General features: G+C 68.9%; 12 protein-coding genes. 9 read left to right on the top strand and 3 right to left on the bottom strand.

Going from position 1 to position 14,747, the window contains the following annotated elements:
* Positions 1 to 249 precede the first annotated feature (249 nt).
* Positions 250 to 1,686 (bottom strand): PLP-dependent aminotransferase family protein, encoded by a 1,437-nt coding sequence (locus ACFYOB_RS13470; RefSeq protein ID WP_388559038.1) that lies wholly within the window; start codon positions 1,684 to 1,686, stop codon positions 250 to 252.
* Here ACFYOB_RS13470 and ACFYOB_RS13465 point away from each other — a divergent pair.
* From ACFYOB_RS13465 to ACFYOB_RS13440, 6 genes are all read left to right on the top strand, one after another.
* On the top strand, positions 1,685 to 2,923 hold the full coding sequence (locus tag ACFYOB_RS13465; protein ID WP_388559035.1) for an aminotransferase class V-fold PLP-dependent enzyme: 1,239 nt from the start codon (positions 1,685 to 1,687) through the stop codon (positions 2,921 to 2,923). The two genes, ACFYOB_RS13470 and ACFYOB_RS13465, sit on opposite strands and share 2 nt — an antisense overlap.
* Positions 2,920 to 4,236, top strand: a complete 1,317-nt coding sequence (locus ACFYOB_RS13460) for an MFS transporter (protein WP_388559032.1) — start codon at positions 2,920 to 2,922, stop codon at positions 4,234 to 4,236. Before ACFYOB_RS13465 ends, ACFYOB_RS13460 begins: the two co-directional genes overlap by 4 nt.
* Positions 4,237 to 4,589: 353 nt before the next feature.
* Positions 4,590 to 6,605: a collagenase gene (locus ACFYOB_RS13455; protein WP_388559029.1), complete on the top strand. Its 2,016-nt coding sequence runs from the start codon at positions 4,590 to 4,592 to the stop codon at positions 6,603 to 6,605.
* 466 nt (positions 6,606 to 7,071) lie between these two features.
* Complete coding sequence (locus tag ACFYOB_RS13450) at positions 7,072 to 7,629, top strand: hypothetical protein (protein ID WP_388559026.1); 558 nt, start codon at positions 7,072 to 7,074, stop codon at positions 7,627 to 7,629.
* 9 nt (positions 7,630 to 7,638) lie between these two features.
* Positions 7,639 to 7,938, top strand: coding sequence for an RNase A-like domain-containing protein (locus ACFYOB_RS13445; RefSeq protein ID WP_388559023.1), 300 nt, complete (start codon positions 7,639 to 7,641; stop codon positions 7,936 to 7,938).
* A gap of 16 nt (positions 7,939 to 7,954) precedes the next feature.
* Positions 7,955 to 8,626 (top strand): contact-dependent growth inhibition system immunity protein, encoded by a 672-nt coding sequence (locus tag ACFYOB_RS13440; protein ID WP_388559020.1) that lies wholly within the window; start codon positions 7,955 to 7,957, stop codon positions 8,624 to 8,626.
* Positions 8,627 to 9,013: 387 nt separating this feature from the next.
* Here the strand turns inward: ACFYOB_RS13440 and ACFYOB_RS13435 are convergent, their stop codons facing one another.
* Both ACFYOB_RS13435 and ACFYOB_RS13430 read right to left on the bottom strand, forming a co-directional pair.
* A complete protein-coding gene (locus tag ACFYOB_RS13435) occupies positions 9,014 to 9,370 on the bottom strand; it encodes a DUF2254 family protein (RefSeq protein ID WP_388559017.1) in 357 nt (118 codons plus the stop codon).
* A gap of 129 nt (positions 9,371 to 9,499) precedes the next feature.
* Positions 9,500 to 10,666: a magnesium and cobalt transport protein CorA gene (locus ACFYOB_RS13430; protein WP_388559014.1), complete on the bottom strand. Its 1,167-nt coding sequence runs from the start codon at positions 10,664 to 10,666 to the stop codon at positions 9,500 to 9,502.
* 278 nt (positions 10,667 to 10,944) lie between these two features.
* On the opposite strand from ACFYOB_RS13430, the gene ACFYOB_RS13425 reads away from it, so the two are divergent.
* The 3 genes from ACFYOB_RS13425 (at position 10,945) to ACFYOB_RS13415 (ending at position 14,539) form a co-directional block, all read left to right on the top strand.
* Positions 10,945 to 11,163, top strand: coding sequence for a hypothetical protein (locus ACFYOB_RS13425; RefSeq protein WP_328928494.1), 219 nt, complete (start codon positions 10,945 to 10,947; stop codon positions 11,161 to 11,163).
* Between the two features lie 411 nt (positions 11,164 to 11,574).
* Positions 11,575 to 12,687: a winged helix DNA-binding domain-containing protein gene (locus ACFYOB_RS13420; RefSeq protein WP_388559011.1), complete on the top strand. Its 1,113-nt coding sequence runs from the start codon at positions 11,575 to 11,577 to the stop codon at positions 12,685 to 12,687.
* A 310-nt stretch (positions 12,688 to 12,997) separates the two neighbouring features.
* A complete protein-coding gene (locus tag ACFYOB_RS13415) occupies positions 12,998 to 14,539 on the top strand; it encodes an AMP-binding protein (protein WP_388559008.1) in 1,542 nt (513 codons plus the stop codon).
* The last annotated feature ends 208 nt before the right edge of the window (positions 14,540 to 14,747 follow it).

Below are 14,747 nucleotides of genomic sequence, written 5' to 3'. Positions count from 1 at the left end.
GTCTGGAAGAACATGACAAAGACGGTACCCGGTTCCGTCGGCCCCGCACGCCAAGCCTCCGCCGCCCCGGCGTCGGCCGGGCCTTCGGTGAGCGCCCGGGGTCAGCCGATTCCCTCCGGGAATCCCAGCGCCGCCCGCACCTGCTGGTGGTCGCCGCCCGCCCGGGGCAGGTCGTCCGCAGGCGGATTCTCCCCAGCCGCGGCTGTCGCAGGAGCAGTCCCCATCGGCTGCGCCGCAGGCGACCGACCGTTACGTGTCCCACCCTTCCTTCGGGCCGAGGTCGGCAAGCGCGGACCCCAGTCGACGCGCACCCTCGGTGAGCTCGGCGTGATCAGCGGTCGCGGCGAACCCGATGCGCAGGTGAGCCGCCGGCGGCTCGGTGGCGAAGTAGCGGCTGCCGGCGCTCACGGCTACGCCGCGTTGCCGGGCAGCGCTGGTGAGGACGGTGTCGTCCACGCCGGACGGCAGGCGAACCCACAGGTGCAGTCCGCCCGTAGGCAGCCCGGCCACGGTCGCGCCGGGGATCTCCTGGGCGACCGCGGCGGCCAGTACGGCGCACCGCTCCCGCAGCGCCGCACCCAGAGAGCGGACGTGCCGGTCCCAGGACGGGGAGCTGAGCACCTCCAGCGCCGCCTCCTGGAGCGGGCGCGTGACGAAGAAGTCGTCGACCAGGCGCACCGCCCGCATCCGCTCCATGACCGGTCCGCGGGCCACCAGCGCCCCGATCCGCAGGCTCGGTGCGGCGGGCTTGGTGAGTGAGGTGACGTGGACGACCGTACCGTCGCGGTCGTCGGCGACCAGCGGCCGCGGCACTGCCCCGCCGTGTCCCAGGTGCCGTGCGAAGTCGTCCTCGATGACGAACGCGCCCGAGGCGCGTGCCACATCGAGGATCTGGCGGCGCCGTTCGGGCGCGAGTACGGTGCCGGTCGGGTTCTGGTAGGTCGGCTGGCAGTAGAGCAGTCGCGCGCCGGTCATCGCGAACGCGTCGGCCAGCATGTCGGGCCGCAAGCCGTCGGCGTCGAGCGGTACCGGAACGGGCCGCAGCCCCGCGGCGCGCGCGGCGGCCAGGGCCCGGGGATAGGTGGGGGACTCGACCAGGACCGGGCTGCCGGGCCCGGCGATGGCCCGGAACGCGATCGACAGGGCGCTCTGCCCGCCGGCGGTGACCAGCACGTCCTCCGGCGCCACGGTGCCGCCGACGATCCGGGCGAACACGGTGCGCAGCGCCGGCAGGCCACCGGCCGGGGCACGGTCCCAGGCGTCCGGACGGCGTGCCGCCCGGGCCAGCGCCGCGCTCAGGGCCCGAGTGGGCTGGAGCGAGGGGTGCACGTAGCCGCCGTCCATCGTGATCGTCCCGGCCGGCGGCGGGCCGAGCGGGTCGGCGATCAGGTGGGTGTCGACGGCGCGGTCGGTGAGGGCGACCGTCTGCCAGTCGGTATCCGTGTCGCCGGCGCCGGCCGCGTCGCGGTGCCGGCCCGGCTTCGCCGCGAAGGTCCCGCTGCCCGGACGGGTCACCACCGCGCCCTCGGCGGCCAGTACGGCGATGGCCCGCGCCACTGTCGCCGGGCCGACCCGGTATTCCTTGATCAGTTCCCGGCTGCTCGGCAGCCGGTCGCCGGGCGACAACCGCGAGACCAGTGCACGGAGGCTGTCGGCCAACTCGCCAGTAGTGCTACTGTCGTTCATGAGAGATAAGAGTAGCGCTTCTGGTCCTGGTCGGGAAGCACTTCAGCTGGACGTCGCCGCTCTGCGGGCCGACACTCCGGGGTGCCGCCACGTCATCCACTTCAACAACGCGGGCTGCGGGCTGCTGGCGGCGCCCGTGAGGGACGCGATGGTCAGCCATCTCAACCTCGAAGCCCGGATGGGCGGTTACGAGGCATCGGCCGCCCGAGCCGCCGAAGTCCGCGAGTTCTACTCGGAGATCGCCGCGCTCATCAACGCGACGCCCGACAACATCGCCTTCGCAGGCAGCGCCACCCACGCCTACGCCAACGCCCTGTCCTCGATCCCGTTCGAGACCGACGACGTCATCCTCACCACCCGCGACGACTTCATCTCCAACCAGATCGCCTTCCTCTCCCTGCGCAAGCGATTCGGCGTACGCATCGTCCACGCGCCCAACACCAGGGAGGGCGGGGTCGATGTGGAGGCGATGGCCGCGCTGATGCGGACGCACCGCCCCCGCCTGGTGTCCGCCACCCATGTCCCCACCAACTCGGGCCTCGTCTCGCCCGTCGCGGAAATCGGCCGCCACTGCCGGGAGCTGGACCTGCTCTACCTGGTCGACGCCTGTCAGTCGGTAGGTCAGTTCGTCATCGACGTGGAGGAGATCGGCTGCGACCTCCTCACCGCCACCTGCCGCAAGTTCCTCCGGGGCCCGCGCGGTTCCGGATTCCTGTACGTATCCGATCGCGTCCTGAGCGCGGGCTACGAACCGCTGTTCATCGACATGCACGGCGCCCGCTGGACCGGGCCGGGAGGCTACGAGCCCGTAGCGACGGCGGCCCGGTTCGAGGAGTGGGAGTTCCCGTACGCCACGGTGCTCGGCAGCGCCGCCGCGACGCGCTATGCCCGCGAGGTCGGCATCGAGGCCATCGAGCAGCGCACCCCGGCGCTCGCGGCCCGGCTCCGCGACCGGCTCGCACCGGTCCCGGGGGTGCGCGTGCTCGACCGCGGGCCGCGTCTTGCCGCGCTCGTCACGTTCGGCGTGGCGGGCTGGCAGCCGCAGCCGTTCAAGGCGGCCATGGACGCCCGCGGCATCAACTCGGCCCTCAGCTTCCGTGAGTTCGCACAGTTCGACTTCGGGGAGAAGGACGTCGACTGGTGCCTGCGTCTGTCACCGCACTACTACAACACCGAGGAGGAAGTGGACCACGTCGCGGACGCGGTGGCGGACCTCGCCCGCCGAGGACGGCGATGACCGCCACGCAGACTCCCACCGAGGAACAGTCCACGGAAAGCCTCTGGCGCAACGGCGACTTCCTCAGGTTCTGGCTCGGCGAGACCCTCTCGCTCCTCGGCACCCAGGTCACGAACCTCGCCCTGCCGCTCACCGCCATCACCGCCTTCAACGCCACCGACGAGCAGGTCGGCATCCTGCGGTTCCTGCAACTCGTCCCGTATCTCGGGCTCGCCCTGGTCTTCGGGGTGTGGGTGGACCGGGCCCGGCGGCGGCGGATCATGCTGGGCGCCAACCTCGTCCGGATGATCCTGCTGGCCCTCGTACCCGTCCTGTACGGGATGGACGTGCTCAGCATGGGATCGCTGCTGCTGATCGCCTGCGCGGTCGGCGTCGCCTCGGTGTTGTTCGACGTGAGCTGGATGTCGTACGTACCCACGCTCGTACGCGACCCCAAGCACTACGTAGAAGCCGGCGCGAAGATGGGGATGAGCTCATCGGCGGCCGATGTGGCAGGGCCCGGGCTCGCGGGGGTCCTGGTCGGTGCCCTGACCGCGCCCGTGGCGCTGATCGTCGACGCCTTCTCCTATCTGGTGTCCCTGATCTCGCTGCTGCTCATCTGCACGCCCGAGCCGCGCCCCGAACCGCCCGCGGCAAGAAGGCACCTGCCCACCGAACTCCAGGACGGCCTGCGCTTGGTGCTGAAGAACCCGGTCCTGCGGTCGCTGGCCCTGATCGGGTTCTGCTGCAATTTCTCCATGATCACTGTATGGACGATGTTCCTGCTGTACGGAACACGCGACCTGCACCTGGACTCGACGATCCTCGGCGGCATCTTCGCCACGGCCTCCGTGGGCGGTCTGATCGGCGCGGCGATCTCCCGCAAGGTCATCCGGCGCTTCAGGCTCGGCCTTGTCTACTTCATCGCGCAGTCGGCCCTCCTCATCGGCCCGACGCTGATCGTCCTGGCCTCCGGCCCCCGGCCGGTGATGGTGGGGATGTTCGTCCTCTCCTTCTTCACCACGTACCTCGGACTCGGCGTCGCCGGCGTCATCATCGTCAGCCTGCGCCAGGCCAGTACCCCGCAGTCGATGATGGGCCGGATGACGGCGGTCTTCCGCACCCTGCTGTTCGGAGGCGGCGCACTCGGCGGCCTGTCCGCGGGCCTGCTGTCCGGCTGGATCGGGGCTCGCGGGGCATTGACCGTGGCGGCGATCGGCTCCGCCGCCGTGCTTGTCGCGCTCGTTCTGTCCCCGGTGAGCCGACTGCGTGGCCTGCCGTCGGCACCGGAAGAACCGGTCACGACGGCAGCGGACGGGCAGGTCGTCGGCTGACACGGAGAACGTCGAAGGGCCCCACCGCAAACGGTGGGGCCCTTCGACATCGTGCCTGATGAGGCACGCCACTTCGCGTTCCAGGGTTCGGTGGGCCCGGAGTCGTGGTGGTCCTGGGCCTCACGGCGGTACTGCTCGACCCTGCCGTCCCGGAGATGGCCGAAGCCGACGGCCCGCGCGCTCAAGTTCCCTGGCAAGAACACCCTTTGACGGTACATCAGTTTCTTCTGATGCTTGCAACCCCCTTTTACTGCCATGTGAACTGTGAAATTGTACGGTCACACTTTCCGCGGCCATGCCAGCTCCGGGAGTGCTCAACTTCCGTTGCCATCACGGTCCGCACCCCCACCGCCGTGCCCCACGCACGGCTGCCGACCGGCCTGGAGGCCATCGCCATGCGCAAACCCCCCACCCTCCGGAAACTCACCCAACTGCTGATACCCACCGTGGCCGTCGCCGGCCTGGGGCTCGCCGTGCTCGCCCCCAATGTCGCGGCGACCCCGGCCGGCGCTGGGGCACTCAAGTCCGCACCGAGGTCGGCCCCCGCCCCACAGCCCGCCTCCGCCACCGTGCTTGCCGCCGATCTCGCACCCGGACACGCCGCCGACCCTGCGCGATCGGCCTCGAAGGCCTCGAACCCCGCGCAACGCCCTCCGCTCCCCGCGGCCCAGAACGCCGCAGAGCGCAAGCAGGCCCGATCTGCGGCGAAGGCCCCGGCGGACTGCAACGTCAGCGACTTCACCTCGAAGACCGGCGCTGCCCTGGTCGAGCAGATCAAGAAGTCGGAAACCACCTGCATCAACACGCTGTTCGGCGTGACCGGTGAAGACTCCAAGGCCCTCTTCCGCGAGGAACAGATGGTCACGGTGGCGAACGCACTCAAGGACGTCGCGACCAACTACCCGGGGGACAACAGCACTTTCGCAACCCAGGTGGTGCTGTACCTGCGCGCCGGCTACTACATCCAGTACAACCAGCCGGAGAGCGTCGGTGAATACGGCCCGACGCTGAAGAGCGCCATTCAGGGCGCCCTGGATGCCTTCTTCGGCTCGTCCCACGCTTTCGACGTCACCGAGGCCAATGGAGAAACCCTGGGCGAGACGGTCACCCTGATCGACAGCTCAGGAGAGAACGCCCGCCACCTCGACGTGGTCAAGCGTCTGCAGAAGGACTACGACTCGTCGTACGACCAGTTCTACGGGATGCTCGCGGCGGTCAACAACACCTACACCGTGCTCTTCCGCGGCCACCAGCTGCCTGAGTTCGTGGAAGCCGTGAAGGCGGACCCGAGCGTCCTCACCGGGCTGCGTGACTTCGCCGTCGCCCACGACGATCTCCTCGGCACCGACAAGTCCTACCTGGCCAGCAATGCCGGACGCGAACTCGGCCGCTTCCTGCGGCACGCCGACCTCAAGGACACCGTCAAGCCGATGGTCAAGGAGCTGCTCGGCCGCAGCGAGATCACTGGACGCACCGCCCCGCTCTGGGTCGGCCTTGCCGAGATGACGAACGAGTACGAAAAGGAGAACTGCGCCGAGTACGACACCTGTGACCTGCAGAACCGCGTGCGCGACGCCGTGCTGACGGTCAAGCACACATGCGGTCCGAGCGCGAAGATCCTCGCACAGGAGCTGACCGCGTCCGAACTGTCGGCCACGTGCGACAGCATCCTCAAGCAGGACCCGGTCTTCCACAACATCGTCAAGGACAACGGTCCGGTCAAGGACGACAACAACACCAGCATCGAGATTGTCGCCTTCAACTCCAGTACCGACTACAAGACCTACGCCGGTGTCGTCTTCGGCATCGACACCAACAACGGCGGCATGTACCTGGAGGGCGACCCGGCCGCTGAGGGCAACCAGCCGCGCTTCATCGCCTACGAGCAGCCGGCCCAGGACGGCGCCTTCCAGATCTGGAACCTCAACCACGAGTACACCCACTACCTCGACGGCCGCTACGACATGCACGGCGACTTCGCAGCCGGGCAGACCACTCCGACCGTGATGTGGATCGAGGGATTCGCCGAGTACGTCTCCTACTCGTACCGCGGCATCACCTACGACAGGGCGATCGAGGAGGCGGGCAAGAACACCTACAAGCTCAGCCAGCTCTTCGGGACCACCTACGACAACGCCGACACCACCCGTATCTATCAGTGGGGCTATCTGGGTGTCCGTTACATGCTCCAGTCGCACCCCGCGGACGTGGCAACCCTGCTCGGCCACTACCGCGCAGGCGAGTACGACGCGGCCCACAGCCTGCTCCGTGACACCATCGGCACCAAGTACGACGCCGACTTCGCCGACTGGCTGAGCAAGTGCGCCGGCGGCGACTGCGGCCAACTGCCGGCCCGGAGCGGCCGGTGACCGGGGCCTCGGTCGCCGACAAGAACTGAGCCAGGAGAGCCTGGTGTCCCGCGCGGCGTTCGTGCGCGCGGGACACCAGGCCTGCCTTCGCGGGTCCGGGAGCCCCAGCCGAGCGGCTGCAGTCCAGCATTGCCAACTGAAGGTAGCGGAAGAGGAGTGTCATATCGATCTTCTGCCATTGCAGGGGCGATGTCCGCCGACTGGGAGGTGGCCGGCGGCAGGGTGGATCGCTTGATCTACAGTCCGGCCGCCGCACCCCCCCACGCTCCGGCCTCTACCCTTGAGGCCGCCGGTTGGTGGATGACGAACAGTGATGGAATCGATGGAACGGAGCGTGCGGTGAAGGCGGGGGAAGGGAATGACGGAGAACTGATAGGCAAGGGGAACCAGCTATTTCGCCGTGCTGCCCAGCTATGGGACCGATCCTGCACCCGTAGTCCGCACTTGGAGAACTGGGGTAAGGCCCGTGAATCAGATTGACGCCACATCGTGGAGCCGTTCCCTGCGGGCCCTTTTCGGGGAGGACATGTTCGCGGCCGTGGGGGCGCGGCGGCGCGATGACTGGCGCCTGGACGCCCTCGACGTCATGCAGCTGCGGACGGACGATCCGCGTGGCTGGTCGAAAGTTGCCGCGGCACCGGGAGGGGGCGACTACGGCACCGGCCCGGACAGCCCGTTCGGTGCTGTCACGCCAGGAGACTTCAGCACGGCCTTCCCTGTGTCCAGGAGGGGCACCGAACAAATCCTGGTCACTCTCCAGGGTGAGTGGTTCCAAACAGAGGACATTCCGGATTTCGATGCGCGAGAGGCCGAGCTGACCTCGCACGCGAGAACGATCCTGGAAAGATTCGGAGAAGACGCGCTGTTTTTTACCAATGCGGCGACGGCGCGAGAGAATCCCCACGCCGATATGTTCCGTCGCGAGGGTGCCTATGAGGGCTTCACCAGCCACGTAATGGATTGTGGTGTAATCGCTGTCTCCGCCACGGAAGTCGGCATCTTCTGGTGCTTCACCATCGACTGAGGATCTCCCGTGCGTACCCGTTCTGCCACCTATCCCGACCGCGCGACCGCACAGTGGTGTACCCAGCAGGTCGTCACGTGCAATGAGCAGGCCGTACGTCGCTGGCTGGCCCAGGGCACGCGGCCGAGGCTCACCATCGAGGCCGCTTGGCCGTCCCGTGAGGAGCCCGTCGGGCGCGTGCTGCTGCAGGCGATGATGCTCGCCGGTCGCGAGCCCTCCGATGTGCGGGCCGCGCGGGTGACGCTGAGGCGTGAAGCGTCGAGTCCGCACGGCTTCGTTGTGCACGCCACTTACCCGATCTACCTCTGAAGGTGCCGCGGTTCCCATGAAGCCGCTTGAGTTCGACCGCCGGTACGGCGAACTCGACGTCGTCGTCGCAGCCTTCGTCGGACAGGAACCCGACAGTCCGGAAGCAGGCACAGCGCCTCCGGCTCTTCAGGCGTACCTCCGGCACACCTGGCACACCCGGCCCTGGGCGCTCTCCGTCGCCGAACAACAACTTCGGGAGTACGCGCGGAATCCGCCGGGCCGCTTGCGGCTGCGCCTCGGCGAGTTCTATTCGGTACCCGACATCGGGCTGTCCGAGTCCCGGACTCAAAGCTGGCTGTCCGAGATGGCCGACCACATCAAGTGCAGCATCGAGTCCGGAGATGTGCCTCCGCCGGCCGCGCCTCAGACCCACTGGGAGTGGCACGCCCGCTTCGGGGAGCTGGGGCAGTTCCTCGGCGGTTGGTTCTCGCAGGACATGCCCGACGAGTTCGGCGACCACGATGCGGCGGTCCGCGACTACAGGGCAACGGTTGATCCCCAGCTGACCGCCCGGCTGGTCGGCGAGATCCACGAACTGCTGGCTCTGGGGCTGGAGGAGCACGACTACGCCGTCGGCGTCGCTGAGCTCGGCATGGAGGTCGAGCCGCCGGCCCCGTTCTCGGTCGAAGCCTGGCTCCGGACGGTGGCGGAGCATCTCGGGACGGCCAGGCCCGACTACGGGAACTGAACAGTCACGTCCGGAGGGCTTTCCGGGCTGGCGGGGCTATGTTGGAGCCCGTTGCCATGGGGTACTGACCTGCGGGTTTGGAGTGTACTTCCGGTTGGTGAAGGGGGAGCGTGGTGAACTTGGGAGCTGTGGTCGTGCTTGCGGGGATCGCCGTGCTCGGTGGCGTGGTCGCCGCCCTCGCGGGCGTTCAGGGCTTGCGCCTGGGCGCCGCGTGAGCGGAGCGGGCGTGCGGGTGCCGGCCCTGGTCGAGCGGCGGCCCGGTCCCCCGGGGAGGAACTGACCCCGTTGCTGCAGTTCGTGAGGAAGGCGACAGGGTGATGGAGATTGCCTGTCCCGTCCCCCAACCCGGCGCCAACCACTCCACGACGGCGACAACGTCCTGGTCACCTATGATCCGGCCGACCCCCGCAACGTCGTCGTCCGGGGCCGCGAACGCTTCGGCCTCGAGCGTGCCTTCGTCGTCGGGGGCCCTCGTGGCGCTGCTCGCCCTGGCTCTCCTCCTCCTCGTGATCGTGGTTCGGTATCACCTCCGAGAGCGTTCCTCGGCGTGAGGTCATTTCGCCGTCGCGGCATCCCGCTGCCCGCCTGACGGATCTTCTCGAAGCTCCGCTGCGCGAGCCGGTCGTAGCCCGCCTCGGTGCTGATCACGCGGATCACGCCGTCCGTGTCGCGGTGGACACCGCTGGGGTGCCAGTGGTCGGTGATCTGGCACAGACTGGAGCCGAGCCAGTCGATGCACGTCATCGCCGTGAACGTGTCGTTCACGGCGGGGGACAGGGCGCGAAAGGGCGGGCCGGTGTCGGCAAGACGACGGTGGGGTGGGAGGTTTCGGCGTTGCTGCGCGCCGGCGGGCGATGCGGTTAGTTGCTTCGTCTAGAGCCAGTCCCGACGTTTGAAGATGACGTACAAACTGATGCAAACTGCCGCCATCAGGGCAACTGCGAATGGGTATCCGAGCGCCCAGTGCAGCTCTGGCATGGCTTCGAAGTTCATACCGTAGACAGTTCCAACGAGTGTGGGTGCAAAGAGAATTGCTGCCCAACTTGAGATCTTCTTGATCTCCTCGTTCTGTTCGAAGCCGGCTTCGGCCAGGGCGCGCATTTCGGCGTTCTGTTGTTGGGAGACCAGGGTGGCGTTCACCGTCAGGATTTCGGTGAGGGCCTGGCGGAAGCCGTCGACGCGTTCGCTGGTGTGGGTGACGTGGTCGGCCACGTCGCGGAGGTAGCGCTGGAGTTCCTCGTCCGTGCCGTACTTGGCGAAGCCCGCCATCAGGCCGTGGATCATCCCGACCAGGGGGCGGGTGGCGCGCTGGAACTCGACCATTTCGCGGGACAGTTCGTAGATGCGGCGGGAAACCGCCGGGTCGCCGCGGAAGACCTCTGTCTCGATCTCGTCGATGTCGGTCTGGACGCCCTCGACGACCGGGGCGTAGCCGTCGACCACCGCGTCGAGGATGGCGTACAGGGCGGCCTCGGGGCCGAGGGAGAGGAGCTCCGGGGTCTCCTCCATGCGGCGGCGGACCGACGAGAGGTCCGGGGCTCCGCCGTGGCGGACCGTGATCAGGAAGTCCGGGCCGACGAAGATGTGGAGCTCGCCGAACTCCACCTCCTCCTGCGCGTCCAGGTAGCGGGCGGCGCGCAGTACGACGAACAGGGTGTCGCCGTAGCGTTCCAGCTTGGGGCGCTGATGGGCCTCCAGGGCGTCCTCGACGGCGAGTTCGTGGAGGTTGAACTCGGTGGCCAGGGAGTGCAGTTCGGGCTCGGTGGGGCGGTGTAGGCCGATCCAGGCCATGCCTTCCGGCTCCTCGCGCAGCAGCCGGAAGGTGTCCGCCAGGGTGGTGGGGGAGGCGATGCGGCGGCCGTCGCGGTAGACGGCCGAGTCGATCACGCTGCGGTGGTTCGGGGCAGCGGTGGCCGACGGGGCGGGCTGCGGACCGGCCGGGGGTCCCGCCGGGGGCGTGTCGGACGGAGAGGCGGGCCGACGCCGGCCCGTGCGCTTGCCGGCGGACGGCGAGGGGCGGCGGTCTGGGCGCTCCGACATCGCAGGTCTGCTCCCGGTCGAACGGTCGAGCGTCTGTTTACGGGCAAGAGGCAGGATATACGGGAGAAAAGGGCGCCGGACCTTGTGTCCGGGACTTCTGCGGGCCCCGGTGGGGCGGGCCGCCGTCTTGCGGACAGAAAGTGGCCGCGAGGGGAGTTGCCGAGCGCCCCACCGCGATAACCCTCAGCAGCGGGACCGGAGTACTTGTGCATGCCACGGACATGCCGCGCGGTCATCCTGGGAAGACCCAAACGGGCTAACCCCGAGAGGAGCAAGCCATGCGCGTTCGACGACTGCTCGGCCTGGCCCTCGCAACCCTGGCCTTCGCAGGAATGAGCGTCACCGGGTCCTTCGCGGCCGAGGCGGCCGCACCTCAGGTGTCCTTGGCGGACTGCAAGTACGGCGGCGGTTACCAGGTGAAACACAGCAACGGCTACTGGTACTGCGAGGGCGGCAAGTACGACGGCCAGCGGATCTACGAAAGCAGCGGCTACTGACCACGCGACCCAGGGTCGTCGGCTCACTGCCGACGACCCGAGGCGCTCGTGGCGTCGGCCTGCTCCCCGGTCGTGAGCTGACCCAGCCGGACGGCGGAGCGCAGACTCGTGTCCGTGCCGAGGACGCCGATGTCGCGCAGCACGCACGCCTGAAGCCGTAGCCGGGCTGCACCAGGCGACACAGCAGGAGGCCGGCCGGCACGCTGGTGACGCCGTTCCGTGCGAGAACGCCGTCCGGGCCGGGCTGATGGACGGGTAGGGACGGGTAGGGACTGGTAGCGCGAGCGCCTGGCCCCAGCTGCCGCCTCATCCACCGGCCCCGCGGCCGTCTCCTGCCTCGGCGGCCCGATCGTGGTGCAGCGGTGTTCCGGGACGAGCTCAACACCCGGAAAACCTCGGTAGGTTGCTGTCATGGCCTCCAGGACGACGCATCCCGTGCTCGACACCCGCGCACTGAACCGTGCCACGCTCGCCCGCCAGCTGTTGCTGAGCCGCGCCGAGATGTCCGCGCGGGACGCGATCGCGCACCTCCTCGGACTCCAGGCGCAGAACGTGAAGCCTCCCTACTTCCAGCTCCACGCCCGCCTCGCCGACTTCAGGCCCGACGAGCTGGCCGGCCTGATGGAGTCCCGGGAGGCCGTCCGGATGGTCACCATGCGGTCCACCATCCACACCCACACCGCCCACGACGCCCTGACCCTCAGGCCCCTCGTCCAGCCCGCCCGGGACCGGGAGGTGAACTACTTCCGCAAGGGGCTCGCCGGGGTGGACCTCGAACGGCTCGCCGAGCTCGCCCGCGCCTTCGTCGAGAGCGAGCCGCGCACCATGGGAGAGATCCGCGAGGAACTGCTGGGGGAGTGGCCCGAGGCCGACCCGCAGTCCCTGTCCGTCGCCGCCCGGTGCCGGCTCCCGCTGGTCCAGGTCACGCCCCGCGGCGTGTGGGGGCGCAGCGGCGGGGTCCGGCTCACCACCGTGGAGAACTGGCTCGGGCGGCCCGCCGGGGAGGCGCAGCCCGTGGACGACGTCGTACTGCGCTACCTGGCCGCCTTCGGACCCGCCTCCGTCAAGGACATGCAGACCTGGGCCGGGCTCACCCGGCTGCGGGATGCCTTCGAGCGGTTGCGCCCCGGCCTTGCCGTCTTCCGCGACGGGAACGGCGTCGAGCTCTTCGACCTGCCCGACGCACCCCGGCCGGACGCCGACACCCCGGCGCCGCCCCGCTTCCTCCCCGAATTCGACAACCTCCTCCTCTCCCACGCCGACCGCTCCCGCGTGGTCGCCCCCGAGATCAAGGGACGTACCTGGACGGGGAACCAGGCCCACTGCACCCTGCTCGTCGACGGCTTCCTCGCCGGCCTCTGGAAGCAGGAGGGGAACGAGGTCACGGTAGAGCTGTTCGGGAAGGCATCCCCGGCGCGGAAGGATGAGATCGCCGCCGAGGCAGAGCTGATGGTTACAGCCATGAGCGCAGGACCCGAGGCCCCCGCGAAGGTCTCCGTACGCTTCGCGTCAATCCACGGCTGACGCCGCTCTGGTGGTCCGGACGGCGCACGCGGCACGATGCCTGGCATGACGACCGAAAGTGCGCAGGCCGAGAGCGTGCAGGGCGAGGGTGCGCAGCCCGAAAGTGCGCAGCCCGGCAGCCCGGCAGCCCGGCAGCGCGCCGAACGGCAGTGCGCCCAACGGCGCCACCGCCCTTTTCCCGGCCGCGCGGGACACCGACGGGTACCTCACCTCGTCGGGCGCTCCGACGACGTCTTCGAACTACCGAGATCAGGTGCCATTCGTTCTCCTTCTGCAGCTGACCGCCTGACCCCGATACCAGGAGAGAGCAATGCGGATTCCGATGACCGTCGCGGACTTCCTCGACCGGGCCGAGCTGGGGTTCTCCTCCAGCGCCGGCGTGGTCGACGAGCCAGATCAGCCAGGGCTGCCGGTGCCCGTGTCGACGTACGGGCGGCTGGGCGAGCGGGTTCGGGCCTGGCAGGCGGGGTTCGACCGGCTCGGCGTCGGCGAGGGCGAGCGGGTGGCGGTGGTCAGCCACAACTCGGCACGGATGCTTGAGCTGTTGTTCGCGGTGCCGATGAGCGGCCGCATCTGTGTGCCGGTCAATTTCCGTCTCAAGCCCGAAGAAATCGACTACGTGCTGCAGCAGAGCGGGGCCTCGGTCCTGCTCGTGGACCCGGAGCTCGACGAGATGCTCTCCGGGATCAAGGTCAGCCATCGGTTCGTCCTCGGTGAGCAGACGGACAGCGAGCTGATGTCCTTCGGCGTCGAGCCACGTCCGTGGTCGAACCCGGACGAGGACGCCACCGCGACCATCAACTACACGTCGGGCACCACCGCCCGTCCCAAGGGTGTGCAGCTGACCCACCGCAACATCTGGGTCAACGGTCTGACCTTCGGGCTGCACACCCGTGTGTGGGAGCGCGACGTCTACATGCACACGCTGCCGATGTTCCACTGCAACGGCTGGGGAATGCCGTACGTGATGGCCGGCCTCGGCGTCAAGCAGGTGGTCCTGCGCAAGGTCGACGGCGCCGAAATCCTGCGTCGAGTGGACGAACACGGTGTCACGCTCATGTGCGGCGCGCCCGCGGTGTGGAACGCGGTGCTCGACGCGGCGACGACATGGCAGGGCGAGATCCCGGGCCGTGACCGCGTACGGATCGTCTGCGCGGGAGCCCCTCCGCCGAGCAAGATGATCCAGCGGGTCGGTGATGAGCTGGGATGGGAGTTCACGCAGATCTACGGCCTGACCGAGACCTCGCCGCTGCTCACCTTCAACCGGGCCCGGCCCGGCGACGCGGACCTGCCAGGGGAGGAGCGGGCGCGCAAGCTGTCCCGCGCGGGGCTGCCGGCGCTCGGGGTCAAGCTGAAGGTCTCTGACTCCGGTGAGGTCCTGGCCCGGTCGAACGTCGTGCTGGACGGCTACTGGGGCAAGCCGGAGGAGACGGCGGCCGTCTTGGAGGACGGCTGGTTCCACACCGGCGACGGCGGCACGATCGATGAGACCGACGGGCACCTGACGATCTCCGACCGGAAGAAGGACGTGATCATCACCGGCGGTGAGAACGTCTCGTCGATCGAGGTGGAGGACGTGATCTTCAGCCACCCGGCGGTCGCCGAGGTCGCCGTCATCGGCGTGCCGCACGAGAAGTGGGGCGAGACGATCAAGGCCCTCGTGGTCCTGGCCGAAGGCGCGACGGCACAGGAGTCCGAGATCATCGCCCACTGCAAGCAGCGGATGGCCGGCTACAAGGCACCGACCACGGTCGAGTTCCGCGACGCCATCCCGCGCACGGCCACGGGCAAGATCCAGAAATTCAAGCTCCGCCAGCCGTACTGGTCCGGTCTCGACCGAGAGGTCAACTGATCGGCGGGCCGCTCCTGGTCGGTTGGAATCTGCGCACGTCAGGGTGGTGACGAGTCGAAAGGCTCGTCGCGCGCAGATTCCAACCGAGCACAACCGGCAACCGGCAACCGGCAACCGGGACCAGGCAACCGGCTCCTCGAACGCACGGGGTTCGGCCGGGCGCCGATGCCTACGGGAGCCGGCCGTCGCGGCCGGGCCGACGCCGCGG

It is taken from the genome of Streptomyces sp. NPDC006463 (assembly GCF_042870715.1).
Classification (GTDB): Bacteria; Actinomycetota; Actinomycetes; order Streptomycetales; family Streptomycetaceae; genus Streptomyces.
Note: the sequence above shows the minus strand (reverse complement) of the source record. Positions and strands in the feature narration are given on the sequence as shown.

What these genes read in the sequence shown, in the direction of transcription:
- ACFYOB_RS13435 (WP_388559017.1), bottom strand. Translation starts at nt 9,370, where the DNA reads ATGACGTGCATCGACTGGCTCGGCTCCAGTCTGTGCCAGATCACCGAC.
- ACFYOB_RS13460 (WP_388559032.1), top strand. Translation starts at nt 2,920, where the DNA reads ATGACCGCCACGCAGACTCCCACCGAGGAACAGTCCACGGAAAGCCTC.
- ACFYOB_RS13470 (WP_388559038.1), bottom strand. Translation starts at nt 1,686, where the DNA reads ATGAACGACAGTAGCACTACTGGCGAGTTGGCCGACAGCCTCCGTGCA.
- ACFYOB_RS13430 (WP_388559014.1), bottom strand. Translation starts at nt 10,666, where the DNA reads ATGTCGGAGCGCCCAGACCGCCGCCCCTCGCCGTCCGCCGGCAAGCGC.
- ACFYOB_RS13415 (WP_388559008.1), top strand. Translation starts at nt 12,998, where the DNA reads ATGCGGATTCCGATGACCGTCGCGGACTTCCTCGACCGGGCCGAGCTG.
- ACFYOB_RS13465 (WP_388559035.1), top strand. Translation starts at nt 1,685, where the DNA reads ATGAGAGATAAGAGTAGCGCTTCTGGTCCTGGTCGGGAAGCACTTCAG.
- ACFYOB_RS13425 (WP_328928494.1), top strand. Translation starts at nt 10,945, where the DNA reads ATGCGCGTTCGACGACTGCTCGGCCTGGCCCTCGCAACCCTGGCCTTC.
- ACFYOB_RS13420 (WP_388559011.1), top strand. Translation starts at nt 11,575, where the DNA reads ATGGCCTCCAGGACGACGCATCCCGTGCTCGACACCCGCGCACTGAAC.
- ACFYOB_RS13440 (WP_388559020.1), top strand. Translation starts at nt 7,955, where the DNA reads ATGAAGCCGCTTGAGTTCGACCGCCGGTACGGCGAACTCGACGTCGTC.